The sequence below is a fragment of the Kitasatospora sp. NPDC048662 genome (assembly GCF_055587065.1).
This window is the reverse complement of record NZ_JBVJHA010000015.1, coordinates 82,898-107,865: the sequence shown is the minus strand read 5'-3', so window position 1 is coordinate 107,865 and position 24,968 is coordinate 82,898. Positions and strand designations below refer to the sequence as shown.

Below are 24,968 nucleotides of genomic sequence, written 5' to 3'. Positions count from 1 at the left end.
GGGGCCTTCGTCACACCGGTCGGCCGGGGCTACTGGTTGCGGTACATCTCCGCGACCAGGAACGCCAGGTCCAGCGACTGGCTGCGGTTGAGCCGCGGGTCGCAGGCCGTCTCGTAGCGCTGGTGCAGGTCGTCGACCAGCACCTCGTCGCCGCCGCCGACGCACTCGGTGACGTCGTCGCCGGTCAGCTCCATGTGGATGCCGCCCGGGTGGGTGCCGAGCGCGCGGTGCACCTCGAAGAAGCCCTTGACCTCGTCCAGCACGTCGTCGAAGTTGCGGGTCTTGTGGCCGCTGGACGCCTCGAAGGTGTTGCCGTGCATCGGGTCGCTGATCCACACCACCTGGGCGCCGGACGCGGTGACCTTCTCCACCAGGGTGGGCAGGTGGTCGCGGATCTTGCCCGCGCCCATCCGGGTGATGAAGGTGAGGCGGCCGGGCTCGCGGTCCGGGTCCAGCCGGTCGATCAGGGTGAGCGCCTCGTCGACCGTGGTGGTCGGGCCGAGCTTCACCCCGATCGGGTTGCGGATCTTCGAGGCGAACTCGATGTGCGCGTGGTCCAGCTGGCGGGTGCGCTCACCGATCCACACCATGTGGCCGGAGACGTCGTACAGGTCGCCGGTGCGCGAGTCGGTGCGGGTCAGCGCCGTCTCGTAGTCCAGGATCAGCGCCTCGTGCGAGGAGAAGAACTCGACCGTCTTGAACTCCTCCGGGGCCACCCCGCAGGCGTTCATGAAGGCCAGCGCCTGGTCGATCTCCCGGGCCAGCTGCTCGTAGCGCTGACCGGCCGGGGAGTTGCGCACGAAGTCCTGGTTCCAGGCGTGCACCTGGCGCAGGTCGGCGTAACCACCGGTGGTGAAGGCGCGCACCAGGTTCAGCGTCGAGGCGGAGGCGTTGTACATCCGCTTCAGGCGCTCCGGGTCCGGGATCCGCGACTCGGGGGTGAACTCGAAGCCGTTCACCGAGTCGCCGCGGTACACCGGCAGCGTCACGCCGTCACGGGTCTCGGTGCTCTTCGAACGCGGCTTGGAGTACTGGCCGGCGATCCGGCCGACCTTCACCACCGGCACGGAGGCGGCGTAGGTGAGCACCGCGGCCATCTGGAGCAGGGTCTTCAGCTTGTTGCGGATCTGGTCGGCCGACACGGCGTCGAACGCCTCGGCGCAGTCACCGCCCTGCAGCAGGAAGGCCTCACCACGCGCGACGGCGCCGAGCCGGGCGCGCAGCTGGTCGCACTCGCCGGCGAAGACGAGCGGCGGATAGGAGGCAAGCTCCGCAAGGGTCTTGCGCAGAGCCTCTTGGTCCGGCCATTCAGGCTGCTGCGCCGCGGGCAGGGACTGCCAGGTGTGGTTAGTCACGGTCACAGGAGCAAGGCTACGGGTTTGTCCCAGCCGTCCGGGGACGCCGCCCGGTGGGTGAGACAGCTTGTGGACATCGCCCCGGGCGTCCGGCCGGTGGGCTATGGTCTGCTCCGTGACCGCGACGCACACCTTCTCCTGGTGGTGGGCCTGCCCGTTGGGCGGCCCACGGATCGCGCGTCCCTAGAGACGAACGACGGCCGCCCTTCGGGGCGGCCGTCGGCGTCTGTGTCCAGCGTCACGGCCCTCCCCGGAGGCGGCGGCAGAAACCCGCAGCCAACTCCCGGAAGGAACACCGCAGTCGTGACCACCACCGCAGCCGCCCTGCTCGCCCGGCTCACCGCGCCCGGCGCCCCCGCCTTCGCCCTGCTGCACCGCCGCGCGCCCCGGCTCGCGCCCGACACCGTCGAACTGCTGCTCGGCACCGTCTCCGAGCACGACACGCTGGCCGAACTGCCGGTCCCGCTCGGCGTGCCCGCCGACGGGCCCCGGCACGACCTGCTCGCCCTGGTCCCCTACGCCCAGCTGCGCGAACGCGGCTTCGCCGCCCGCCAGGACGGCACCCCGCTGCGCGCCCTGGCCGTCGAGGAGCAGCACGCGCTGCCGCTGGCCGAGCTGCTGGCGGCGCTGCCGGACGCGCCGGTCGAGCTGCGTGGCGGGGAGTTCGACATCGCGGACGAGGAGTACGCCGGGATCGTCCGGCGGGTGATCGAGGACGAGATCGGGCGCGGCGAGGGCGCCAACTTCGTGATCCGGCGCGACTTCCGGGCCGAGCTGGCGGGCTTCTCCACCGCCACCGCGCTGACCCTGTTCCGGCGGCTGCTGGAGCACGAACGCGGCGCCTACTGGACGTTCCTGGTGCACACCGGCGACCGGGTGCTGGTCGGCGCGTCCCCCGAGGTCCACGTCCGGCAGTCCGGCGGCACCGTGGTGATGAACCCGATCTCCGGCACCTACCGCTATCCGTCAACCGGGCCGACCGCCGAATCCCTCCTCGAATTCCTGCGCGACCCCAAGGAGTTGGAGGAGCTCACCATGGTGGTCGACGAGGAGCTGAAGATGATGTGCGCGGTCGGCGACCTCGGCGGGCAGGTGCTCGGGCCGCGGCTGAAGGAGATGGCGCACCTCGCGCACACCGAGTACGAACTGCGCGGCCGCACCTCGCTGGACGTCCGGGAGGTGCTGCGGGAGACCATGTTCGCCGCCACCGTCACCGGCAGCCCCGTGCAGAACGCCACCCGGGTCATCGACCGGTACGAGCGCGGCGGGCGCGGCTACTACTCGGGCGCACTGGCGCTGATCGGGCGCTCCGCCGGCGGCGGCCAGCAGCTGGACTCGCCGATCTGCATCCGGGCCGCCGACATCGACCCCGCCGACGGCTCGCTGGTGGTCCGGGTCGGCGCCACCCTGGTCCGGCACTCCGACCCGTACTCGGAGGTCGCCGAGACGCACGCCAAGGCCGCCGGCGTGCTCTCCGCGATCGGCGCCCGCCCGGCCGGGTCGGCGAAGGCCGCCGCCCGGCCCCGGCTCGCCGAGGACCACCGGGTGCAGGCCGCGCTGGGCTCCCGCCGGGCCGGGCTCGCCCCGTTCTGGCTGCGGATGCAGCAGCCCGCCGAGCCCCGCCCCGGCGCCCACGCGCTGGTGATCGACGGCGAGGACACCTTCACCGCGATGCTCGCCCACCTGCTGCGCTCGCTCGGCCACACCGTCACCGTGCTGCGCCACGACACGCCCGGGCTGCGCGAACGGGCCGCCGCCCACCCCGGCCCGCTGGTGCTCGGCCCCGGCCCCGGCGACCCCGCCGACCCGGCCGACCCGAAGATGGCGCTGCTGCGCCCGATCGTCGCCGACGCGCTGGCCGCCGCCCGGGACGGCTCCCGGACCGCCCCGCTGCTGGCGGTCTGCCTCAGCCACCAGCTGCTCTCCGCCCGGCTCGGCCTGCCGCTGGCCCGCAAGGCCGTGCCGTACCAGGGCGCGCAGGAGGCGATCGACCTGTTCGGCGTCCGCCGCACCGTGGGCTTCTACAACACCTTCACCGCCCGCTGCGACGACGCGGCGGCGCAGCGGCTGGCCGCCGAGGGCATCGAGGTGGCCCGCGATCCGCGCACCGGGGACGTGCACGCGCTGCGCGGGCCGGGCTTCGCGGGGCTGCAGTTCCACCCCGAGTCGGTGCTGACCAGGGACGGTGTGGAGATCGTCGCCGAACTGCTGGGCGCCGTCCCGGCCGTGCACGGCTGACCCACCCGCCCCACCCGCCACGAACCCTTAAAACGCATAGTACGAAGCGGAGTTGACTGATATTCATATCCTGCTTCGCGAGCGGGAATGGAGGGGGACATGGCGCATTCGGCAGAACACGACACAGTGGAGATCGTCCTCGACGACGGCACCGTCCTGCACGCGGCCGTCCGCGCGGGCTCCCAGCCGACGGCCGGGGACGCGGGGGCGATCTCCAGGGCAGTGACGCACAGCCTGGGCGAGGTGCGGCGGACGGTCCGCGCGGTGGGCCGCTGGGCCCGGGACACCGCGCGGGAGGCCGGCGACCCGGACTCCTTCGAGGTGGAGTTCGGGCTCACCCTGGGCGTGAAATCCGGCCAGTTGATCAGCGTACTGGCGGAGGCGTCCGGCGAGGCCAGCCTGGTGGTACGGCTGGGCTGGTCGCGCCCGGACGATCGCCCCGCCGAGTGACGGCGCACGGCGCACCGGCCGCCGCGCTCTGGCTGGCCGGGCCGGACGGGGAGTTCCTCGGCAGCGGCTTCCACCTGGGCGCGGGCCGGGTGATCAGCTGCGCCCACGTGGTGGCCGGGTGTTCGACGCTCACGGCCCACCACGCCGGCGCCGCACACCCGGCCCGGGTGCTGCTGCTGGCCCCGCCCGAACGCCCGCCGGGCGCGGCCGTGCACCCGCCGCCGGACCTGGCGGTGCTGGACGTCCCGGGCCTGGTGGGCGCACCGGCGGTGCCGGTCGCCGACCGGGACATCGCGAACGGCGCCGCCGCGCTGGTGCACGGCTTCGCGGTGAACGAGCTGACCCGCGAGGTCGGCCCGGAGTCCGCCCAGCTGACCGTGGCGGGCCCCTCCGGGCTCGGCCTGCGCGTACAACTCGGCTCGATCCCGTTCGGGTTGAGCGGCAGCATGGTGATCGACGGGACCGGCCGGGTGGTCGGCATGGTGAAGGCCACCGCGCACAGCTCCGACACCAGGGGCGGCTGGATCACCCCGGTGTCCGTGCTGCTGCCGCTGCTCGGCGAGCGCCCGCCCGCACCGCCGCCCCGGAAGGTCACCGCCCAGGCCTGCGCCCGGCTGCTGGCCGACGTGCCGCTGCTCCAGGACCCGCCGGCCCGCCTGGGGCTGATCCAGTACGTCAACGCGGAACTCGGCCCGACGGCGGAGATCAGAGTCCCCTACCACGGGCATGCATTCCTGCACCTGAGCGGCATCGCCGCTGCCTGCCTGAACCACCGCGACCCGACCACCGCCCTGCGCGCCCTGCTGGACGCCGCGTTCACCATGTGCGGACCGCAACAGGCGCTCGACGACCTCGGAAGACTGCTGCACATCGACCCGGAGGGGTGAGGGATGGACCGCTGCACCAGGGAGACCCGCCACATGTTGCAGCGCATCCTGTCGGGCTGGCACGAACTCGCCCTGTCGCTGCCCCAGTTGGAACAGCACCTCGCCGAACAGACCGACTACGTCGTCCAGGTGCACCACGACGGCCTCCCGCACTCCGCCCGCCGGATCGCCAAGTACCTGGCCGAGGACCACGCCCAGCCCGCCGCCGCGATCAGCCACCTGTACGACTGGCTGACCGACGCCTTCGGCTCCCAACTGCGCGGCGACTGGGTACGGTTCCTCGGCCGGGTGCAGGACGCCCGGGGGCTGACGATGGACCAGCGGGCCGACTTCGTGGTGATCGCCCAGGTGCTGTGCTTCCCGACGCCACCGTCGGAGCGCGCCACCGGCCTGGAACTGCTCGGCCTGGCCGAACGGGCCCTGGCCGGCGGCAGCCCCACCGTGCTGCTTCTCGAAATCGACCGGGTCGAGGCGCAGTTGGCCCAGCAGGCCCGGACCGCGGTGGACCGCTCACGCCGCTACGTCCAGCGTGTGCCGCCCCCGCCGCCCCGCCCCTGGCTGGTGGTGGCGGTCGCCGTGGCGCTGCTGGCCCTGGCGGGCGGGCTGGCGGCCCTGCTGGTGGACGGGGGGCCGGCGCCGCTGCCCGACCGGGAGGTGAGCTGGGATCCGGCCGTCGTACAGCCGGGTAGCGCGTCCTCCGCGAAAGTGAACGTCCCGGCGGGGGCGCACCGCCTGGTGGCAAACATCCAGTTGACGGATCCGCACCCGAACACCGGCAGCTGCGGCGACCTGCACGTCGCCCTCTCCACCGATCGGGAGGGAACTCCCACCGGTTGGCAGGACCCGGGCGTCCCGCTGTCCGTCACGGTGCCGCCCGGCCACACCGATCTGACCATCTACCTGTATCTGGAGGCCCCCGGCGGCTGTGAGCGGCACATAGACACCCAGCGCGTCGAGTTCGAACGATAGGAGGTTCCCGTGCACGCACCACGCACCATCCGTCTGGCGGCCTGTCTGCTCCTGCTGGCCGCCGCCGCGTTCGGCTGCTCCGACGGCAGCAAGCCGGATCCGTTCGACAGCGATCCGATCAAGATCGGCTTCAAGGACGGCCGCCCGGGCATGTCCGTCCTCACCGGCAAGGGCAACTACGACGGCTTCGAGCCACACGTGGCGCAGAAGGTGGTGCAAGGCCTGCTGCACCGCGACTTCACCTCGCTGCCGGTGACCACGGCCAACTGGAAGGAAGCCCTCCTCGACGGCAAGACCAACCACAACAAGGTCGACCTGGTGATCGCCGACATCTCCGAACGGGACGACCTGAAAAAGGACTTCGACCTGGCCGGCCCCTACCTGCAGACCCCCCTCGGCGTCCTGCTGAAGGCCTCCGACACCCGGGAGATCACCAAGGCCGAGGACCTCCGGCCGCTCGCCGTCTGCGCGCAGGAGAACACCACCGCCTACAACACCCTGGTGCAGAACGGCGGTCGGCCCCCCGTCACCGCCACCGACCTCACCGGATGCATGGACCGGCTCAACGACGGCACCGCCGAGGCCGTGCTCGCCGACTACGTGGTGCTTCAGGGCATCGCGATCAACTCCGGTTCCGGCACCGAGCACGCGTACCGGGTCGCCCGGCACGCCCGGATCGGCAGGCCGCAGTACCTGATGATGATGCTGCCCAAGGGGCATCAGAAGGCCTGCCAGCTGCTCCGCCAGGCGATCGCCGAGTACCTCAAGGACACCGACTGGACCACCACCTTGAAGGAGGACCTCGGGCTCGACGACTTCACCAACGAGGAGATCCGCGACACCTTCCAGCCGGTCACCACCTCGGTCGGCGACCGCTGCTCCGCTTAGCCCAGCTCCTCGTCCAGCCCCTGCTCGATCGCGTACCGCACCAGCTCGACCCGGTTGTGCAGCTGCAGCTTGCCGAGGGTGTTCTGCACGTGGTTCTGCACGGTGCGGTGCGAGAGCACCAGCCGGTCGGCGATCTGGCGGTACGACAGGCCCTTGGCGACCAGCCGCAGCACCTCCGTCTCCCGGGGGGTCAGCTGCGGCGCGGCGGGCTGGGCGGGGGTGCCGGGCTCGGTGGCGAGGCGGCGGAACTCGCCGAGCACCAGCCCGGCCAGGCCGGGGGTGAAGACCGGGTCGCCGACGGCGGTGCGGCGCACCGCGTCGATCAGCTCCTCGCGGCCCGCCGACTTCACCAGGTAGCCGGTCGCCCCGGACTTCACCGCCTCCAGCACGTCGGCGTGCTCGCCGCTCGCGGACAGCACCAGCACCCGCACCGCCGGGTCGGCGGCCACCACCTGGCGGCACACCTCGACGCCGGGCAGCGCGGGCAGGTTGAGGTCCAGCACCACCACCTGCGGGGCGCTCGCCCGGGCCCGGCGCACCGCCTCCTCGCCGTCCCCGGCGGTGGCGACCACCGCGAACCCGGCCTCCGCCAGGTCCCGGGCCACCCCGTCGCGCCACATCGGGTGGTCGTCCACCACCATCACCCGCACCGGCTGATCAGTCATCGCCACCCCTCCGCGGCCATCGCAGTTCCACCTCGACGCCCTCCCCGGGCACCGAGTACAGCTCGGCGCTGCCGCCGAGGTCCAGCATCCGGCCGCGGATCGACTGCGACACGCCCAGTCGGCCGTCGCGCTGTGCCTGCGCCAGCCGCCCGGACGGGAAGCCGGGGCCGTCGTCGCGGACCGAGACCGTCACGGCCTGCGGCTCGTCCTCCAGCAGGATCCACGCCCGGGCGCCCGCGCCCGCGTGCATCCGCACATTGTCCAGCGCGGCCGCGACGGCGGCGGCCAGTTCGGCGGCCACCGGCGCGGGCATCAGCACCGGCGTGGCGGGCGCGGCGACGGTGATCCGCTCGTCCGCGTGCCGGGCGAGCAGTGGGCCCAGGTCCGCCTCGCCGTCGTCGAGTTCCGGCTGCTGAGCGCCTGTCATCAGGGCCCGCAGCGCCCGTTCCTGCTCCCCCGCCAGCCGTCCCAGTTCGGCGGCGTCGCCCTGCTGACGGTGCACCAGGGCGAGCACCTGCAGGACGCCGTCGTGGATGTCCCGGGAGAGCCGCTCGCGTTCCCGGGTGGCGGCCTCCACCTGCAGCGCCCGGGTGAGCACCGCCTCGCTGGCCCGGGCGAGTTCGATGACGTAGCCGATCGCGCAGCCGGCCACCAGCAGCAGCACGATGTTGTGCAGGTTGTCGGGGCTGATCCCGCCGTGGCCGAGGATGTTGGCGGCGCCGATCACCGCCCCGGCGAACGCGGCGGGCCGCCAGCCGCCCTTGCCCGCGAAGCCCAGCACCGTGCCGGCCGCCCAGATGGTGGGCAGCGTCGGCGCGCCGGCGTGGATCCGGGCGGGCGTGTCGATGAAGCCGCTCTGCACGATGCCGAACACCGCGAACGTCAGGTCGGTGCCGAGCACCGCCCAGGTGCACCGCCTGGGCCCGGCGAACGCCCGGGTGCTGGCCAGCGTCCACAGGGTCAGCGCGCCCAGGTAGATCCAGCCGGACACCGGGTGCAGGAACTCCCGGTACGCGCTGAAGAACCGCAGCACCGCGTAGGCGAGCGCCAGCACCCGGAAGTACCCCATGGCGCGCCACAGCGGCAGTTCCACCGACATCCCGCCGGCCACCACGGCCGCCGCCGGCCCGGACGGCCCGGGCCGCGACACGGCGGGTCTGTGCTCCCCCACGGCAAGCCCCCTGACGGCCGGTCAGGCCCCGGCGTCCTTCTCCTGGTCGGCCTTCTCCTGCTCGGCCTTTTCCTGCTCAGCCTTTTCCTGCTCGGCCGCGGCGGCCTTCTCCGCCTTCTGCTGCGCCTTGCGGTCCGCGTCGGCGGCCTTCTTCTCCTCGGCGAGCTGCCGCTTGGCGGCGGTGGCGTAGATGTCCACGTACTCCTGGCCGGACAGCCGCATGATCTCGTACATCACCTCGTCGGTGACCGAGCGCAGGATGAACCGGTCGTTCTCCATGCCCTGGTAGCGGGAGAAGTCCAGCGGACGGCCGATCCGGATGCCGGGGCGGACACCGAAGTTGGGGATCACCTGGCCGGGCGGCTGCACCTTCTCGGTGTCGATCATCGCGACCGGGATCACCGGCGCACCGGTGGCCAGCGCGACCCGGGCCAAGCCGCCGACCTTGCCGCGGTACAGCTTGCCGTCGGGCGAGCGGGTGCCCTCCGGGTAGACGCCGAACAGCTCGCCGCGCTCGATCACCGCGATGCCGCTGCGGATCGCCGCCTCACCGGCGCCGCGGGCGCCCGAGCGGTCCACCGGCAGCTGGCCGACGCCCTTGAAGAACGCCGCGGTCAGCCGGCCCTTGATGCCGGGCGTGGTGAAGTACTCGGCCTTCGCGATGAACGTCACCCTCCGCTTGAGCAGCGCGGGCAGGAAGAACGAGTCCGAGAAGGACAGGTGGTTGCTGGCGAGGATGGCCGGGCCTTCGTCCGGAATGTTCTCCTCGCCCTCCATCCACGGCCGGAAGAAGATCCGCAGCAGCGGCGCGACGATCATCTTCATCAGTCGGTAGAACAACCGGGGCCTCCTGTTGTGCGGACCGGACGATCCTAATGCTTGTGCCCGCCCGCCCGTGCACCGGCGACCCGATCCGGGGCCGCAGCGGGCCTCTGTACGGGGCAACCCGCCCGTGGGACGATCGAGGAAAAACCCCCGCACTTCCAGGAGTTCCGCCGATGCCGCTGATGCCGGGAGCCGAGCCGTACCGCCACGACGGGGGGCCGGTCGGTGTACTGCTCGTCCACGGTTTCACCGGGTCCCCGCAGTCCATGCGGCCCTGGGCCGAACACCTGGCCGACGCCGGACTCACCGTCAGCGTCCCGCTGCTGCCCGGCCACGGCACCCGCTGGCAGGACCTCCAGCCGACCCGCTGGGAAGACTGGTACGCCACCGCGGAGGCCGCCCTCACCGAGCTCGCCGACCGCTGCGAACAGACCTTCGTCTTCGCGCTGTCGATGGGCTCGGCGCTCGCCCTCAAGCTCGCCGAGAAGCACGGCGACCGGATCTCCGGACTGGTGCTCGTCAACCCGTCGGTGCGCGCCGACAACCCCGCGACGGTACTTCTTCCGGTGCTGCGCCACCTGCTGCCCTCGCTGCCCGGCATCGCCTCGGACATCGCCAGGCCCGACACCGCCGAGGTCGCCTACGACCGGATCCCGCTGCACGCCGCCTGGTCACTCGCCAGGCTGTGGAAGAGCGTCCAGGCGGGAATGCCCGCGGTGACCCAGCCCGTTCTGCTGTTGCACAGTCCGCAGGACCACGTGGTCTCGCCGAGCAACTCGGCGATGGTGCTCGCCCGGATATCCTCGACCGATGTGACGGAGCTGCTGCTCGACCGCAGCTTCCACGTGGCCACGCTGGACCACGACGCCGGTCTGATCTTCGGGGCGAGCCTCGACTTCGTCCGGCGGCTGGCCCCGGCAGCGGCGGTCGATGCCGGGAACCACTCGGGCTGAAAGGCCGATAGTGAACGAGACCAGCAAAGCGAACGACGACGACCTGCCCCGCGACGACCCGAAGGCGGCCGAACCCGCCGAAGAAGCCGCGCCCGAGCCCGCCCCGCGGCGCCCCGCCGCCGGCAGCCAGGCCGAGCAGGACGCGATCTTCGCCGCGCTGGTCGCCCAGTTCGACGAACCGGTGGACGCCACCGAGCAGGCCTGGCCCGACGCGGAGAACGTCCGCGAGCGCCCCCGCCGGCCCAGCGCGCCCACCGGCCCCACCGGCCCCACCGGCCTCGGCGACTTCACCCCCCGCCCGGTCCCCCGCCCCGTCGAGGGCGGCCCGCGCGACTACTCGGTCGCCGAGGACGAGGACGAAGGCCACTTCGTCCCGCCCGAGCCCCCGCCGCTGCCCCCGGCCGAAACCACCGCCAAGTTCGCCTGGCTGGCCGTCCTCGGCGGGCCCGCGCTGATCATGTTCGACGCCCTGGTCTGGCGCGAGGTCTCCGGCTGGCCCGCCTGGGTCGGCGGCATCGCCTTCCTCGGCGGCTTCGCCACCCTGGTCTCCCGCATGAAGGACCGCGACGACGACGAACCCGAGGACCCGAACGGCGGCGCCGTCGTCTGACCGGCGCGCCGGGGCCGCCGACCGCTCAGCCCCGGCCCGACCGCTCCGTCACGGCGCGGGCACCCGCAGCGCCGCCAGCACCGGCAGATGATCCGTCGCCGCCCGCAGATCCTCCGCCGAGACGCCCGGCAGCGGATACGGCACCCCACAACCCAGCACATCGATGTCGGGCGTCGCGAACACCCCGTCGATCCGCTGATACGGCTGCGCCGGCACCGAAGTGAACGTCCCGCCCCACGGCGCCTTCGCGTGAGCGTCCGTCAGCTCCTCCGCGAGCGCCCGCCAACCCGGGCCCTCCGGCGGCTCGTTGAAATCCCCGGCGACCACGCCCGGCTCCCCGGGCCGAAGTTGACGCCGCAACAGCTCGAACTGTCGCAGCCGCTCGTCCGGTTGAAGACTCAAATGGCAGCTCGTCACCGAGAACGGACGCGACCCGCCGATCCGCAGCAACGCACTCGCGAAGCCCCGCGCATGCAGGCCCCGCGTCTTCGGCAGCAGCACGTCCCGCAGCTCCAGCACGTCCACCCGCAACCTGCCGAGCAACAACGGCCCCGCCGCGACGCGGCCGCCGCCGGCCAGAATCACCATCCCGGTCCTGTGCGCCAGCCACGCCGCGGCCTTCTCGCTCTTCCAGAACCGCGGCGACTCCTGCACACACACCACGTCCGGATCGCACGCCCGGATCACCCGAGCCACCGCCATGCGGTCGTCGCGCAACGACCGCACGTTGTAACTCATCACCCGCACCCGCCGCGCCCCGTCCGGCTCCACCCCGGAGGACGCCAACGCAACATCAGTGTCCGTCACCTGACCGACAGTAACAGTTGGATCGGGGGCAGGTGGGTGCGAAAACAGGGAGAGCACCATCAGGGGCGCGTGGGGGGCACCTCCCGGTTTCGCGCCCGCCAGCTCTCTCAGCTGCGCGCCAGGTCCGCCGCCCCGGCGATCCCCGCCGCCGACCCCATCGACGCCAGCACCACGTTCGCGCGGGGCCGGGCCGGGCCGCCCGTCAGGTACTTCTCGAACGCCGCCGTGACGGGATCGAGCAGCAGGCGGCCGGAGTCGGAGACGCCGCCGCCGAGGACGAAGACGGCCGGGTCGAAGAGCGCGGCGAGGTCGGCCATGCCGCGGCCGAGCCAGTCGGCGACCTCCGCGTAGCAGGCGAGGGCCAGCGGGTCGCCCTCCTCCGCGGCCTGGGTGATGTGGATGCCGCGGATGGTCTCGGCGAGGCCCTCGTTGAGTTCGAGCATCCGCTTGCCGGCGATCCTGTCGGCGGCGGCCTTCTCGCGGCCGTAGCGGCGAAGCGCACGCCCGGAGCCGTACTGTTCCCAGCAGCCGTGGCCGCCGCAGCCGCAGGGCAGGCCGTCGGGAACCATGTTGAGGTGGCCGATCTCGCCGGCCACGCCGAAGCGTCCGCGGTGCAGGCGGCCGTCGAGGACGATGCCTCCGCCGATGCCGGTGCCGACGGTGATCAGGACCATGTCCTCGTACTCGGCGGCGGCACCGAACCGGAACTCCGCCCAGGCGGCGCAGTTGGCGTCGTTCTCGACCACGGTGGGCAGGCCGGTGAGTTCCTCGACGCGCTGCTTGAGGGGCTCGTTCTCCCAGGCGATGTTGGGCGCCATCAGGACGGTGGAGCGGTCCCGGCTGACGAAGCCGGGGGCGCCGACGCCGACGGCGGCGACCTCGGGGTACTTCTCCTTCAACTCCCGCACGCCCTGGGCGATGGCGTCGACCGCCCACTGGGGGTCGGCCGGGGTGGGCACCCGGGTCTTGGCCAGAATCTCGCCGGACCCGTCGACCACGCCTGCTGCGATCTTGGTACCGCCGACGTCCACGCCGATGGTCAGAGCCATGTGTCCCTCAGCTATTCACTCGTTCCCGCTCAGGCGGAACGGTACCGGCTGAGGGGTGCCCACGTACACAGTCCGGCATACATTTTCCGAAGGCAACGCTTGCCTCAGCGGCAAACTGCCTTCAGAAGTCATATCGACTGTCCCGCTCGGTGATGGCTTGAAACCAAAACGTGACGCTGGCCGACCTTCGGCTTAACTACTTGTCGGAGGCCTCTTGGGGCCCGTCCAGGTCCACCCGCTCGGTCTCGGCGTGTTGGGGCGCCGACCAGCGCTGCTCGTGACCGGCCACCGCGGCCCGGTACGCGGCCAGCAGCTCGCCGCCGGCGGCGGCTAGGTGGCCGTACACCTCGGGGTTGGACTCGCGCAGCCGGCCGCCGATCTCCACGGCCTTGCCGCCGAGCGCGGTCGCGAACTTCCGGACCTCTTCCACCAGTGGCGCGAACTCGCCCGTCCCGCCCGGCTGTTCCGTACCCATCACACGCTCCGTCCGTCAGATCCCGCTACCCGCGCGGCCACAGCGCGGGATCGGGGGTGAACCGCACCGACAGCGTCCCGTCGACCAGGCCGGCCCCGCTGACGGTGCAACGGCGCAGCGCGGACGGGAGTGCCACGACCCGCCGGTAGCTTCCGGCGCCGAGGACCAGTTCGTCGCCGCGGCGCAGCAGTTCGAGGTCCTCGCGGTCGGCGCCGGGCAGCGGCAGGTGCCAGATCAGCAGGTTCTCGGCGTCCAGCCGGTCCTCGGTCCAGGGCTCGGCGGGCGCGGGGATGCGGGGCGCGCCGGCCGGGTACAGCTGCTCGGCGAGCGCTTCCAGGGAGCCCTCGGGCTGCCGGGCGGTCAGCAGCGGGACGTCCAGCGTCCCTGCCAGCCGGTCGAGTTGCTCGCGCTGCCGGGCGGCGGTGCGGGCCAGCCACGGGTCCGGGGAGTCGACGGCGTCGGCGGGGTGCGCGCCGTGCGCGACCACCGCGTCCAGCGGCAGGCCGTGCAGGGCGAGTCCGGCCCGGATCCGGGCGAGGGCGCGCGGCGCGGGGCGGGCGGCGTCCAGCACCAGGCGGACGGTGGTGCCGGGCGCGGTGATGACGGCGGCGGCCTCGGCGAGCGCGGTGGAAGCGGCGGCCCGGGCCTCGAACAGCTTGTCGGTGGGCATCGGGACGCCCGCCAGCCCGGCCAGCAGCGGGCGCAGCGCGCGGGCGGCCTGCCGCTGTTCGGGCAGCAGCCTGGTCAGGTAGCGCTCCAGCTGGGCGGGCAGCGCGAGGGTGGCGATCAGTTCGGCGGGCGGCGGGGCGGCGACCACCAGGACCTCGGCCTTGGCCCCGGGCAGCGCGCGCAGCAGGGCGAGGGCGCGGGTGCCGGGCAGTGGGGCGAGTTCCTCGGGGTCGAGCGGCTGGGCGCCGATCAGGTCGAGTGCGGGGGCGAGCCGGTCGCGGTAGCCGTCCAGGGCGGAGCGGAACGCGGCCTGTTCGTCGATCCGGGCGGCGCTCAGGTAGCGCTCCAGTTCGACGGCGTCGGGGCCGAGCCGGACGCCGAGCAGGTCGTCGACGGCCCGGTGCGGGTCGTCGGCGGCCAGCAGCAGGGTCTCGCTGCCCCTCCGGGCGTGGTGCAGGGCGGTGGCGGCGGCGATCCTGGCGGATTCCGGGCCGCTGATCAGTACGGTGCGGGTGGCCACGAACCCGGTCAGCCCTCGACGCGCTTCTTCAGGCCGGCCAGCGCCCGGTCGATGATGACCTTCTCCGCCTTGCGCTTGATCATGCCGAGCATCGGGATCTTGACGTCCACGGCCAGCTGGTAGGTGACCTCGGTGCGGCCCTGACCTGCCGGGGTGAGCCGGTAGGAGCCGTCCAGGGAGCGCAGCATCTGGCTCTTGACCAGGGTCCAGCTCACCTCGCGGTCGCCTTCCCAGGTGTAGGCGAGGACGTGCTCGTCGCGGATCGCGCCGGCGTCCAGCAGCAGCCGCACCTCGGCCGCGCGGCCGTCGGGGCCGGTCTGCAGGACCTCGATCTCCTTCAGCTCGTCGGTCCACTCCGGGTAGGCGGCGAAATCGGCGATCACCGCCATGACCTCGGCCGGGGTGGCGTCGATGACAATGCTCGACCTGGTGTGCTCCGCCATTGCGGCCTCCGCGATCTCCCTGTGCTGCTGTGCGCCCAGCAGAGGCTATCGCGGGCGGGGGCCCCTCCTTTCCGCCCGGGCACCTTACCGGCGGGTCACCTCACGTCTGACGTAGGGTTCGCTTCGGTCCATCGCACGTCCGACCTGCGATGTGACGATCGGAACACCGAGGCCGACCCCTCTGGTCGAACCTACCTACCCAGCAGTAACGTCCAGTCGTCCCGCAGCGTCGCAGACGAGGAGCAGTCTTGCTCGAGGAGTTCAGCCTTCCGGCCCGCTACCAGGTACCGAGCGACGGCAACCTCGCCGACCTGGTCCACCAGAACGCGGAGCGGCACCCGGGCGTCGCTGTGCTCAGCCGCAAGCTGGACGGACAGTGGCAGGACCTCACCGCCGTCCAGTTCCTCGCCGAGGTGCACGCCGTCGCCAAGGGCCTGATCGCCGCCGGCGTCGGCCCGGGCGACCGGGTCGCCGTGATGTCCCGCACCCGCTACGAATGGACGCTGCTGGACTTCGCGATCTGGACCGCCGGCGCGATCACCGTCCCGGTCTACGAGACCTCCTCCGCCGAGCAGGTGCAGTGGATCCTCGGCGACTCCGGCGCCCGCGTCGTGGTCACCGAGACCGACAAGCACGCCACCGTGATCGCCGAGGTCCGCGAGGCGCTGCCCGAGCTCGAACACACCTGGCAGATCGAACGCGACGGCATCGCCGAACTCACCCGCGCCGGCCAGGACGTCACCGACCAGCTGATCGCCGAACGCCGGGTGATCGCGAACGCCGACTCGATCGCCACCATCGTCTACACCTCCGGCACCACCGGCCGCCCCAAGGGCTGTCAGCTCACCCACGGCAACTTCCTCGCCGAACTGGGCAACGTCACCGCCCGGATGCCCGAGCTGTTCGTCACCGGCGAGTCCTCGGTCCTGCTGTTCCTGCCGCTGGCCCACGTGCTCGGCCGGATCGCCGAGATCGCCGCCGCCATCGCCCCGGTCAAGCTCGGCCACGTCTCCGACATCCGGAACGTCACCGAGGAGCTCGGCTCCTTCAAGCCGACGCTGATCCTCGGCGTCCCCAGGGTCTTCGAGAAGGTCTACAACACCGCCCGCGCCAAGGCCCAGGCCGACGGCAAGGGCAAGATCTTCGACCGCGCCGCCGACACCGCCATCGCCTACAGCCGCGCCCTGGACGCCGGCGGCCCCTCGCTCATGCTGCGGATCAAGCACGCGATCTTCGACAAGCTGGTCTACGTCAAGCTCCGCAACGCGCTCGGCGGCCGCTGCAGGACCGCCATCTCCGGCGGTGCCCCGCTCGGCGAACGGCTCGGCCACTTCTACCGCGGCATCGGCTTCTCCGTCCTGGAGGGGTACGGCCTCACCGAGTCCTGCGCCGCGACCACCTTCAACCCCAACGGCAAGACCAAGATCGGCACCGTCGGCCAGCCGCTGCCCGGCTCCGCGGTCCGGATCGCCGAGGACGGCGAGGTGCTGCTCAAGGGCCCGAACATCTTCACCGGCTACTGGAACAACCCCGCCGCCACCGCCGACGCCCTCCAGGACGGCTGGTTCGCCACCGGCGACCTCGGCACCCTCGACGACGAGGGCTACCTGACCATCACCGGCCGCAAGAAGGAAATCATCGTCACCGCCGGCGGCAAGAACGTCGCCCCCGCCGTGATCGAGGACCGCATCCGCGCCCACGCGATCGTCGGCGAGGTCATGGTGGTCGGCGACCGCAAGCCCTTCATCGCCTGCCTGGTCACCGTCGACGACGAGTTCTTCCCCCGCTGGAAGGCCCTCAACAACAAGCCCGCCGACGCGACCGTCGCCGACCTCCGCGAGGACCCCGACCTCCTCGCCGCGATCCAGGCCGCCATCGACGACGGCAACCAGGCCGTCTCCCACGCCGAGGCCGTCAAGAAGTTCCGCCTCCTCACCACCACCTTCACCGAGGCCAGCGGCCACCTCACTCCGTCCCTCAAGCTCAAGCGCAACGTCGTCCTGAAGGACTTCGCGGCCGACGTCGAGGCCCTCTACGCGAAGTAGGGGGAAACCGGGGGCGCGTGGGGGTACCTCCCGGCCCGCCAGGGCTGGGGGAGAACTGCGCGAAGCGGAAGGCACCCACCCGCAAGATCGCGACGCAGGACAATGACCTGCACTTGATCGCGACCTTGCGGACGGACCTGCGCTAGTCGCGCAGTTCCCCGCGCCCCCGGTTGTTCGACCCCTCAAGAAGTCCCGTCAGCCGCTCCGCGAGCATGTCCCAACGCCACGCGTCGTGGACCCACTTGCGCCCGGCCTCGCCCATCTCCCGTCGCAGCTCCGCATCCCCGAGCAGCCGCACGAGCCGCTCCGCGAGCACCGTCTCGCCGTTCTTGCCGGGCACCACGAACCCGGTCTCCCCCTCCCGGACGGCGTCCGGCGCACCGCCGGAGTCCCCGGCGACGACCGGCAGCCCGGTGGCCGACGCCTCCAGGTACACGATGCCCAGCCCCTCCACGTCCAGCCCGCCGCGACGAGTGCGGCACGGCATCGCGAAGACGTCCCCGGCCCCGTAGTGCGCCGGGAGCTCCTCCCACGGCACAGCACCCGTGAACACCACCGACGACCGCACCCCGACCCGGTCCAGGAGCTTCTCCAGATCCGCCCGGTACGGCCCGCCCCCGACGATCAGCAGCACCGCGTCGGGCTGCGCGGCCAGAACGCGGGGGAACGCCCGGATCAGCGTGTCCTGCCCCTTGCGGGGAACCAGTCGCGACACGCAGACGACCACCGGCCGATCGGTCAGCCCGAGCCGCGCCCGGACCTCGTCGCCCCCGGAGTCCGGCCGGAAGGTCGACTCGTCGACACCGGGCGGCAGTTGGACCATCCGCGCAGCGACTCGGGGGCCGACGGCGCGGGCGATCCGGGAACGGGTGTACTCGCCGAGGTAGGTCAGGACGTCCGTGTTGCCGCCGATCCTGCGCAACAGCTGTGCGGAGCCGGGCAGTTGGGCCCACGCGGCCTCGTGGCCGTGGGTCATGCCGAGCAGCCGCTCGGCGCCGGCCCGGCGCAGGTGGGGGGCCATCAGGCCGAGCGGCGCGGCGGCGCCGAACCAGACGGAGGTGCAGTTCTCGGCGCGCAGGATCTCCACGGCCCGCCGGGTGATCCGGGTGGTGGGGATCATCATTTTGGTGCGGTCGCGGATCACCGGAAAGGGCTGTTCCGCGTCGAACTTGGCGACTTCCCGACCGTCCCGCCAGGTGGAGGCGTACACGACGATCGACCCGGCCGGTTGGCGGACGGCCATGTTGTGGACGAACGCCTGGATGCCGCCTGGCCTGGGCGGAAAGTCGTTGGTGACGATGAGGGTTCTGTTCATGTGCCGCGGCTCGCTCGGTCAGGGGGTGCTCGGAGTACCCGTGAGTGGTCCGTACGATAGGTCACCGCACCAGTCCGCCGGGAATGCGGCCCGTGCCGCCCGCTGTGGCGACACCCGCAGGACCGGACGGTTCGGACACGGTTCGGAGAAGTTGGAGGACACCGCCGCAACCGATGCGGTGTGCTGGTGGTCCTTACCGGTACCCCGGCGCGACGCCCGGTACCGGTGCGTACGCGACGACCCGAAGGAGCGTAGTGGAGTCAGCCCAGGCCGAACGGCCCGGCAGCTCGGAGGCCCCGGCGCTGCCTGCCCCGTCCGGTTCCACGCCGAGCCGTCGTCCGCTGTGGGCCCTGGCGGCAGGCTGGACGGTCTCCCGGACGCTGCTCGTCCTGACGGTCGCGGGGGTGCTGCGGATCGCCAATACGGACGTGACGGCGGACGTCTCGGTGATCTACCACAGCTGGTACGAGGTGCTGTGCACCGGCACGTTCCCGTTGGACGACGTGACCTGGCAGTACCCGCCGGGCGCGGCGCTGGTGATCCTGCTGCCGGGGCTGCTGCCGTGGTCGTACCTGGTGTCGTTCTTCGTGATCTGCGTGGTGGTGGACGCGGCGGCGATGGCGCTGCTGATGCGCGCGGGCGTGCGCAAGGGCCGCAGCTACCTGGGGGCCTGGTACTGGGTGGTGGGCGTTCCGCTGCTCGGGCCGACGGTGTACTGCCGCTACGACATCATGGTGACGGCGCTGGCGGTGGCGGGTCTGCTGGTGGTGCTGCGCCGCCCGGCGCTGGGCGGGGTGCTGCTGGGTCTGGGCGGGCTGTTGAAGATCTGGCCGCTGATCGCGCTGATCGGCACGCCGCGCGGCCGGCGCACCCGGCGGGCGTGGACCTCGGCGGCGACCTTCGCGGGGGCGCTGGGCTTCCTGCTGACGGCGGGCATGAACGGGGCGTTCGAGTTCCTGAAGTTCCAGTCCGAGCGGGGCATCGAGATCGAGTCGCTGGGCGCGCTGCCGCTGCACTTCGCGAAGCTGGCGGGGACGTGGCACGGCACGGTGACGATGAACTACGGCTCGGTGGAGTTCCTCGGCCCGTGGGTGCCGGTGATCTCCAAGGTGATGGTCGGCATGACGGTGGCCGGTTTCGGCTGGCTGCTGATCTGGCGCCTGCGGGCGGCCCGTTGGACCTCGGCGACCACGTTCGACGCGGCGCTGTGCGCGCTGCTGATCTTCACGGCGACCAGCCGGGTGATCAGCCCGCAGTACATGATCTGGGTGGTCGGCCTGGCGGCGGTGTGCCTGACGGTACGGGGCAGCAGCCAGCGTCCGGTGGCGGTGGTGGTGCTGGTGGCCACGGTGCTGACCACGCTCGAATTCCCGGTGATGTTCGGGATGGTGAACCGCAGCGAGCTGTCCGGCGTGCTGGTGCTGACCGCCCGCAACCTGGTGCTGCTGGCGGCCACCCTGCTGTCGGCGTACCGGCTCTGGCGCTCCACCCGGCGGCGGGAGGTGCTGACCACGGTGGTCCTGCCGGCCGGCCAGCTGGGCCCGCAGTACCCGGTGCGGCCGGGCATCGCCTACGAGCAGGATCTGCTGGACGACCTCACCCCGGCGGACCGCGCCTGACCACCCGGCATCCTCCTGCAAGTTTCTGAAAGCGCTTGCAGGGCCGCGCAGTTCGCTGCCACCATCGCCGGATGATCGACTACGACATCCTGATCGTCGGCGGCGTCGGCGTGGACACCATCGTCCGGGTGGACCGCCTGGAGATCCCGCCGGGCGTCGACTCGGTGCACGTCCCCCCGGTGCTCGACTACCCGGCACACACCGGGAACGGGGTCGCGCTGGCCTGCCACACGCTGGGCCTGCGCACCAAGCTCGCCGACTTCCTCGGCGAGGACCCGCAGGGCGCCCTGGTGCTGGCCGAATACGCCCGCCGCGGCCTGGACTTCAGCCACCTGCCCGCCCCTGCCGGCACCCCGCGCAGCGTCAACCTGGTGGACGCGGACGGCCTGCGGTTCTCCTTCTACGACGGCCGCCACCCCGCGGACGCCCGGCTGCCGCGCGAGTTCTGGCTGCCGCTGCTGGAGCGCTCGCAGCACGTCCACCTGTCGATCACCGGCGTCAACCGGGACATGTACCCGGACATCGAGCGCCTGGGCCGCCCCAGTTCCACCGACCTGCACGCCTGGAACGGCGAGAACGAGCACCACCGGTTCTACGCGCTCCGCTCGGACGTGGTGTTCCTGTCCGCGGCCGGTCTCGGCAACCGCCCGGAGGCGGCGATGCGCTCGATCCTGGCCGAGGGCCGGGCCGAGCTGGTGGTGGCCACGGCGGGCGCGCACGGCGCGTTCCTGCTCACCCGCGAGGACGCGGCCCCCCGGCACTTCCCGGCGGTGGACCCGGGCGCGCCGATCGTGGACAGCAACGGCGCGGGCGACGCGTTCGTCTCCGGTTTCCTGCACCGGCGGCTGGCCGGGCGCCCGGTCGAGGAGTGCATGCGGGCGGGCGCGGCGGCCGGTGCGTTCGCCTGCACCACGGCGGGCACCCACACCGCCTTCCTGGACGCGGCGGGCCTGGAGCGGGCGCTGGCCGGCTGAGCCGGATCAGTCCTTCAGGGCGGCCACCGCGGCCGTCCAGTCCTTGGTGAACTCGGCGACACCGAGGCCGAGTTCGGACCGGAAGGCGCGCTCCAGGCCGCCGGCGCCGTTCTGCCCGACGGCCCGGTAGAGCGCCACCAGCCGGTCCGGCCCGTACCGGCGGGCGATCAAGTCGCAGGCCAGCCAGGACAGTTCGTAGGCCTGGGAGATGCCGGCCGAGCCGGCGGTGAACGCGTCGTCGGTGGGCAGCCCGGCCGGCATCCGCCCGGCCCGGACGTCCTTGGCGAGTTCGGGGGCGATCTGCCGGGTGGTCCGTCCGGTGCCCTGGTAGCCGGTGTAGTCGGCGACACCTTCCGAGAGCCACAGCGGGGTGCACGCCTTGGTGTCGGCCCGGGTGGCGACATGGGTGGCCTCGTGGGTCACCACCACCCGGCGGCCGAGCTCGCTGAGCTGCCGGTACGCGTCGGGGTTGACCACGACCCGGTCGGCGGGGGTGTGCGTCGGCGCGCCGCCGACCGCCAGGGTGACTGCGGCTATGCCCTGGTACGCGTCCGCCGAGACGTCCATCCGGCGGGCGAACTGCTGGACGGTGAGCGGCAGTTCGAGCAGCAGCCGACCAGGCTTCCAGGGGCCCCAGACGCCTTCGACGGTGGGCATCGCACGGTCGGCGAGCGCGGCCAGGTCGGCCAGTTCGCCGTCCTCGCCGAGGCCCAGCACCAGGCTGTGCCGCCCGGTCGCGGTCCGGACGGTGCCCAGGTCCCAGGGCGCCACCGCGCCGGTGGGCACCTCCCGCAGCACCCGCCAGCCGGCCGGCTCCCGCTGCAGGTCGATCTGCCGTTCCAGCAGCGCCGGGTAGTCGTCCACGCCGGTGATCCGGTAGCCGAGTTCCGCGCCGACGGTCAGCCGTTCGGCGCCGGGCGCGGGCTCGGTGAACGTGGTCAGCCGCAGCGTGTACTCGGTGAAGCGGATCGCGGCGGTACGGACGAGCAGGTCCCGGTCGGCCTCCTCGGCGCCCGCCGCCGTCGGCAGCCCGCCGGGGTCGCGCAGCAGGATCGCGGCGGCCCGCCGTGCCAGCACCTGCGCCACGGCGTCCCGGACGCCGGACTGCACCGGCGGTCCGGGCGGGGCGGCGGCCGGACCGGTGGGCCCGGCGGGAATCACCCGGGGCAGCGAGAGCTGGGCCGCGCACCCGGCGGCGACCAGCAGGGCGGCGCGCCGGGACGGCGAAGCACCGGCCTGCCGCGGCGCCGGGGCCTGCGGCAGGTCGGTGACCAGGGGCTCGTGCTGGTTCAGACCCGCACCACCGAGTTGACCGGCATCGCGCTGACGCTCTCGTAGCGGACCCGGGCGCCGGGGTGCGGCGCGTGCACGACGACACCGCCGCCGGCGTACATGCCGACGTGGTGCCTGTCCTTGAAGAAGATCACCAGGTCTCCGGGCCGGGCTTCGGCGAGGCTCACCCGCCGGCCGGCCGAGGCCTGTCCCTGCGAGGTCCGCGGCAGGGTCACTCCGGCCTGCCGCCACGCCCAGTACATCAGACCGGAGCAGTCGAACGTGCTGGGGCCGGTGGATCCGTACACGTACGAGGAGCCGATCTTCGAGACGGCTGCGTTCAGCGCGGCGGCGGCGCGGTCGGAGGCGGGGGGCTCGTTGCCGAGGTCGAACCGGCCGGCGCCACGGGCGGCGCGGGCGTCGTCGTCGTAGGCCAGCCGGTCGCGGTCGGCGGCGGTGAGGCCGCCCAGCAGCTGCCGGGCCCGGGCCAGGCGGGCGCGGACTTCGTCCTTGGCGGCGGCCAGCCGGTGCCGGGCCTGTTCCAGTTCGTCGAGCTTGACCGTGGTCTCCTGACGGCGCTGCTCCAGCCGGCGTTGTCGTTCGTGCAGGTCGCGCAGCGTCTCGTTCTGCCGGGCGGTGGCCTGGCCGAGGGAGCGGGCGCCGGCCAGGTAGGACGCCGGGTCGTTGTCGAGCATCAGCCGCAGGGTGGGATCGAGGCCCTGGGCGCGGTACTGGGCGGCGGCCACCGCGCCGAGGTCGGCGCGCAGCCGGTTGAGCTCGTCCTGCCCGGCGGCGACCTGGGTCTGCAGGGCACCGGCCTCGCGCTGCAACCGTTTCTGCTGCTCCTGGGCGGCGTTGTACCTCTCGGATGCCTGCTCGGCCTCCTCGTACAGCTGGTCGACCTGCGCCTTGACGTCGGTGCGGTCGGGCGGGTCGGCCGGGGCGGCGGCGGCCGGGGCGACGCCGAGGTGGATCGCGCCGGTCGCGGCGGCGGTGAGTGCCAGGGCTCGGGCGAGGCGTTGGACACCGGGCAGTGGGGGGCGACGGTGCACGGGCACGTGCGACGACTCCGTTCCTGCGCTCCGGCCTCCGCCGCCGCCCGCGGGTCGGGCGGCCGTCCGCACGGGGGGCCGGGGCAGAGGTTAGCGAGTCGGACGGATTCAGTCCAAACCCTGACAACTTCGAATATTCGACCGCGAATCGGACACCGGAACGAGAGCGGCCCGACACCCCTTGCGCGGGGTGCCGGGCCGAAGGCTCCGAGCGGCCGTCAGATCCGGACGATCTTGTTGATCGGCATCACGGTGGCGGACTCGTAGCGGACCTGCGCACCGGTGTGCGGGGCGTGCACGATCTGCCCGTTGCCGACGTACATGCCGACGTGGTGCTGGTCGCCGTAGTAGATGATCAGGTCACCCGGCTTGGCGTTGGCGATGTTGGTGCCGAGGCTGGTGCCGGCGCCCGCCTGGGCCTGCGAGGTGCGCGGGATCGAGACACCCGCCTGGGCGTACGCCCACTGCATCAGGCCGGAGCAGTCGAAGGTGGTCGGGCCGGCCGCGCCGTAGGAGTACCAGCTGCCCAGCTTGGACAGCGCGGCGTTCATCGCGGCACCCGCGTAGCCGGCCGGGGCCGGGGCGCTGAGGTCCGTGCGGGTGTTGTCGCCGCGGGAGGCGCGCTCGGCCTGGCTGCGGGAGGAGTCGGCGGCCTTGGCCTCGGCTGCGGCGAGCTCGTCGCGCTCCTTCTGGGTGAGCGTGTTGAGCAGCTCCCGCGCCTGGGCCAGCTTGGACTGGATGTCCTCCTTGTCGGCCTTGAGGGCCTTCGTGGTGGTGTCCAGTTCGGCGAGCTTCTGCTCGGCCTCCTTGCGCTGCCCGTCGAGCTTGGCCTGCTCGGCCTTGAAGCTCTTGAGCAGGTCGGACTGGGTGGCGCCGACCGTGTTGAGCGCACCGGCCTGCCCGAGGAAGTTGTCCGGGTTGCTGGAGAGCATCAGCTGCATGGTCTGCGGGATGCCGCCGTTGCGGTACTGCTCGGCCGCGATGGTCGCCAGGCGCTCCTGAACGGTGGTCACCTGGTCCTGCTGCCGGGCCAGCTGGTCCTGCAACTGGGAGACCTGCTTCTGCAGGTTCTGCTGCTTCTCGACGGAGGCGTTGAACGCCTCGGTCTTCACCTCGGCCTGCTCGTTGAGCTGGTCGACCTGCTGCTTGACCTGGTCCTTGGTGGGCGCCGGGTCGGCGTGCGCACCACTCTGGGCGGACAGCGCGACGGCGGTGGCGGCAGCGGCAGTGAGAATCGAGACCCGGGCACGGCCGACGGGCTTGGGACGGCGATGGGACGCCACGAAGGCGGACTCCTTCTTCCTCACACCGCCTACCGGGTGAGCTGACGGGTTCGGGCCGGAAGAGATGCCCTACAGCGCCTCACCGGCCACTGTCGCGGCCGACCTGGCGCCGATTCACCCCGGGGGAACGTGGTTCCCCGGCTCCGTTCGACAGCACCCCCGCAGGGGTATCCCCGTCGGCGGATCTCGTTCTGACGATCCGCCCGCTGCGTCACGGACTCGGCGGCGACCCCCACCGTCGCCCCCCTTGGGCGATCGACTCTGCGGCGGTCGAACTATGACCCTAGTAACCGATCCGTGATCCGTTCAAATCCTTGTCGGAAAAAAATCTGAATCTGAGTCAATTTCGATTACGAATCTGACCGAACGTAAGGGATCCGTTGCACAGTGCGTAGCATTTCCCACCGCCCACCCGGAAAACGCGACGCCCGGAC

23 protein-coding genes and 1 riboswitch are annotated in these 24,968 nt (G+C 72.5%); of the genes, 10 read left to right on the top strand and 13 right to left on the bottom strand.

The window, feature by feature from the left end; translation table 11 throughout:
- Positions 1-29: 29 nt before the first annotated feature.
- Positions 30-1,361, bottom strand: a complete 1,332-nt coding sequence (locus ACZ6R9_RS29830) for a class II 3-deoxy-7-phosphoheptulonate synthase (RefSeq protein WP_380481032.1) — start codon at positions 1,359-1,361, stop codon at positions 30-32.
- 297 nt (positions 1,362-1,658) lie between these two features.
- Between ACZ6R9_RS29830 and ACZ6R9_RS29825 the strand changes: the two genes are divergently transcribed.
- From ACZ6R9_RS29825 to ACZ6R9_RS29805, 5 genes are all read left to right on the top strand, one after another.
- Positions 1,659-3,593 carry an anthranilate synthase family protein gene (locus ACZ6R9_RS29825; protein WP_465541584.1) on the top strand — a complete coding sequence of 645 codons (1,935 nt, stop codon included), beginning with the start codon at positions 1,659-1,661 and terminating at the stop codon, positions 3,591-3,593.
- Between the two features lie 99 nt (positions 3,594-3,692).
- Positions 3,693-4,043: a CU044_2847 family protein gene (locus tag ACZ6R9_RS29820; RefSeq protein WP_465541582.1), complete on the top strand. Its 351-nt coding sequence runs from the start codon at positions 3,693-3,695 to the stop codon at positions 4,041-4,043.
- Positions 4,040-4,930, top strand: coding sequence for a trypsin-like peptidase domain-containing protein (locus ACZ6R9_RS29815; RefSeq protein WP_380481039.1), 891 nt, complete (start codon positions 4,040-4,042; stop codon positions 4,928-4,930). Before ACZ6R9_RS29820 ends, ACZ6R9_RS29815 begins: the two co-directional genes overlap by 4 nt.
- A 33-nt stretch (positions 4,931-4,963) precedes the next feature.
- Complete coding sequence (locus ACZ6R9_RS29810; RefSeq protein ID WP_465541580.1) at positions 4,964-5,899, top strand: hypothetical protein; 936 nt, start codon at positions 4,964-4,966, stop codon at positions 5,897-5,899.
- A 9-nt stretch (positions 5,900-5,908) separates the two neighbouring features.
- Positions 5,909-6,787 (top strand): transporter substrate-binding domain-containing protein, encoded by an 879-nt coding sequence (locus ACZ6R9_RS29805; protein ID WP_465541578.1) that lies wholly within the window; start codon positions 5,909-5,911, stop codon positions 6,785-6,787.
- Here the strand turns inward: ACZ6R9_RS29805 and ACZ6R9_RS29800 are convergent.
- From ACZ6R9_RS29800 to ACZ6R9_RS29790, 3 genes are all read right to left on the bottom strand, one after another.
- Positions 6,784-7,452 (bottom strand): response regulator, encoded by a 669-nt coding sequence (locus ACZ6R9_RS29800; RefSeq protein WP_380481047.1) that lies wholly within the window; start codon positions 7,450-7,452, stop codon positions 6,784-6,786. The two genes, ACZ6R9_RS29805 and ACZ6R9_RS29800, sit on opposite strands and share 4 nt — an antisense overlap.
- Positions 7,445-8,551, bottom strand: a complete 1,107-nt coding sequence (macS, locus tag ACZ6R9_RS29795) for a MacS family sensor histidine kinase (RefSeq protein ID WP_380481532.1) — start codon at positions 8,549-8,551, stop codon at positions 7,445-7,447. Before macS ends, ACZ6R9_RS29800 begins: the two co-directional genes overlap by 8 nt.
- A gap of 93 nt (positions 8,552-8,644) precedes the next feature.
- A complete protein-coding gene (locus tag ACZ6R9_RS29790) occupies positions 8,645-9,448 on the bottom strand; it encodes a lysophospholipid acyltransferase family protein (RefSeq protein ID WP_465541628.1) in 804 nt (267 codons plus the stop codon).
- Positions 9,449-9,621: 173 nt separating this feature from the next.
- Between ACZ6R9_RS29790 and ACZ6R9_RS29785 the strand changes: the two genes are divergently transcribed.
- Positions 9,622-10,401 carry an alpha/beta hydrolase gene (locus ACZ6R9_RS29785; protein ID WP_380481050.1) on the top strand — a complete coding sequence of 260 codons (780 nt, stop codon included), beginning with the start codon at positions 9,622-9,624 and terminating at the stop codon, positions 10,399-10,401.
- Between the two features lie 10 nt (positions 10,402-10,411).
- Positions 10,412-11,011, top strand: coding sequence for a hypothetical protein (locus ACZ6R9_RS29780; protein ID WP_465541575.1), 600 nt, complete (start codon positions 10,412-10,414; stop codon positions 11,009-11,011).
- 48 nt (positions 11,012-11,059) lie between these two features.
- On the opposite strand, the gene ACZ6R9_RS29775 is transcribed toward ACZ6R9_RS29780, so the two are convergent.
- The 5 genes from ACZ6R9_RS29775 to ACZ6R9_RS29755 form a co-directional block, all read right to left on the bottom strand.
- Positions 11,060-11,818 (bottom strand): endonuclease/exonuclease/phosphatase family protein, encoded by a 759-nt coding sequence (locus ACZ6R9_RS29775; protein WP_465541573.1) that lies wholly within the window; start codon positions 11,816-11,818, stop codon positions 11,060-11,062.
- A gap of 107 nt (positions 11,819-11,925) precedes the next feature.
- Positions 11,926-12,867 carry an ROK family glucokinase gene (locus ACZ6R9_RS29770; protein WP_380481059.1) on the bottom strand — a complete coding sequence of 314 codons (942 nt, stop codon included), beginning with the start codon at positions 12,865-12,867 and terminating at the stop codon, positions 11,926-11,928.
- Positions 12,868-13,063: 196 nt separating this feature from the next.
- Positions 13,064-13,342, bottom strand: coding sequence for a DUF5304 family protein (locus tag ACZ6R9_RS29765; protein ID WP_380481062.1), 279 nt, complete (start codon positions 13,340-13,342; stop codon positions 13,064-13,066).
- Positions 13,343-13,367: 25 nt separating this feature from the next.
- Positions 13,368-14,531: an ArsA family ATPase gene (locus ACZ6R9_RS29760; protein ID WP_465541570.1), complete on the bottom strand. Its 1,164-nt coding sequence runs from the start codon at positions 14,529-14,531 to the stop codon at positions 13,368-13,370.
- Positions 14,532-14,539: 8 nt separating this feature from the next.
- Entirely contained in the window at positions 14,540-14,974 is a 435-nt protein-coding gene (locus tag ACZ6R9_RS29755; protein ID WP_380481067.1) for an SRPBCC family protein, read from the bottom strand.
- Positions 14,975-15,222: 248 nt separating this feature from the next.
- Between ACZ6R9_RS29755 and ACZ6R9_RS29750 the strand changes: the two genes are divergently transcribed.
- Complete coding sequence (locus ACZ6R9_RS29750) at positions 15,223-17,019, top strand: AMP-dependent synthetase/ligase (protein ID WP_465541568.1); 1,797 nt, start codon at positions 15,223-15,225, stop codon at positions 17,017-17,019.
- 142 nt (positions 17,020-17,161) lie between these two features.
- Here the strand turns inward: ACZ6R9_RS29750 and ACZ6R9_RS29745 are convergent, their stop codons facing one another.
- Complete coding sequence (locus ACZ6R9_RS29745; protein ID WP_465541566.1) at positions 17,162-18,334, bottom strand: glycosyltransferase family 4 protein; 1,173 nt, start codon at positions 18,332-18,334, stop codon at positions 17,162-17,164.
- 254 nt (positions 18,335-18,588) lie between these two features.
- Here ACZ6R9_RS29745 and ACZ6R9_RS29740 point away from each other — a divergent pair, with 254 nt between their 5' ends.
- Positions 18,589-19,953, top strand: coding sequence for a glycosyltransferase 87 family protein (locus ACZ6R9_RS29740; protein ID WP_380481076.1), 1,365 nt, complete (start codon positions 18,589-18,591; stop codon positions 19,951-19,953).
- Positions 19,954-20,024: 71 nt separating this feature from the next.
- Complete coding sequence (locus ACZ6R9_RS29735; protein ID WP_465541564.1) at positions 20,025-20,927, top strand: carbohydrate kinase family protein; 903 nt, start codon at positions 20,025-20,027, stop codon at positions 20,925-20,927.
- Positions 20,928-20,933: 6 nt separating this feature from the next.
- On the opposite strand, the gene ACZ6R9_RS29730 is transcribed toward ACZ6R9_RS29735, so the two are convergent.
- The 3 genes from ACZ6R9_RS29730 to ACZ6R9_RS29720 all read right to left on the bottom strand — a co-directional run bounded on the left by ACZ6R9_RS29730 (position 20,934) and on the right by ACZ6R9_RS29720 (position 24,534).
- Positions 20,934-22,088 carry a hypothetical protein gene (locus ACZ6R9_RS29730; RefSeq protein WP_380481081.1) on the bottom strand — a complete coding sequence of 385 codons (1,155 nt, stop codon included), beginning with the start codon at positions 22,086-22,088 and terminating at the stop codon, positions 20,934-20,936.
- Between the two features lie 128 nt (positions 22,089-22,216).
- Positions 22,217-23,257 carry a C40 family peptidase gene (locus ACZ6R9_RS29725; RefSeq protein WP_380481084.1) on the bottom strand — a complete coding sequence of 347 codons (1,041 nt, stop codon included), beginning with the start codon at positions 23,255-23,257 and terminating at the stop codon, positions 22,217-22,219.
- 212 nt (positions 23,258-23,469) lie between these two features.
- Positions 23,470-24,534 (bottom strand): C40 family peptidase, encoded by a 1,065-nt coding sequence (locus ACZ6R9_RS29720; RefSeq protein WP_465541561.1) that lies wholly within the window; start codon positions 24,532-24,534, stop codon positions 23,470-23,472.
- Positions 24,535-24,544: 10 nt separating this feature from the next.
- A riboswitch (cyclic di-AMP (ydaO/yuaA leader) is annotated at positions 24,545-24,726 on the bottom strand.
- Positions 24,727-24,968 lie beyond the last annotated feature (242 nt).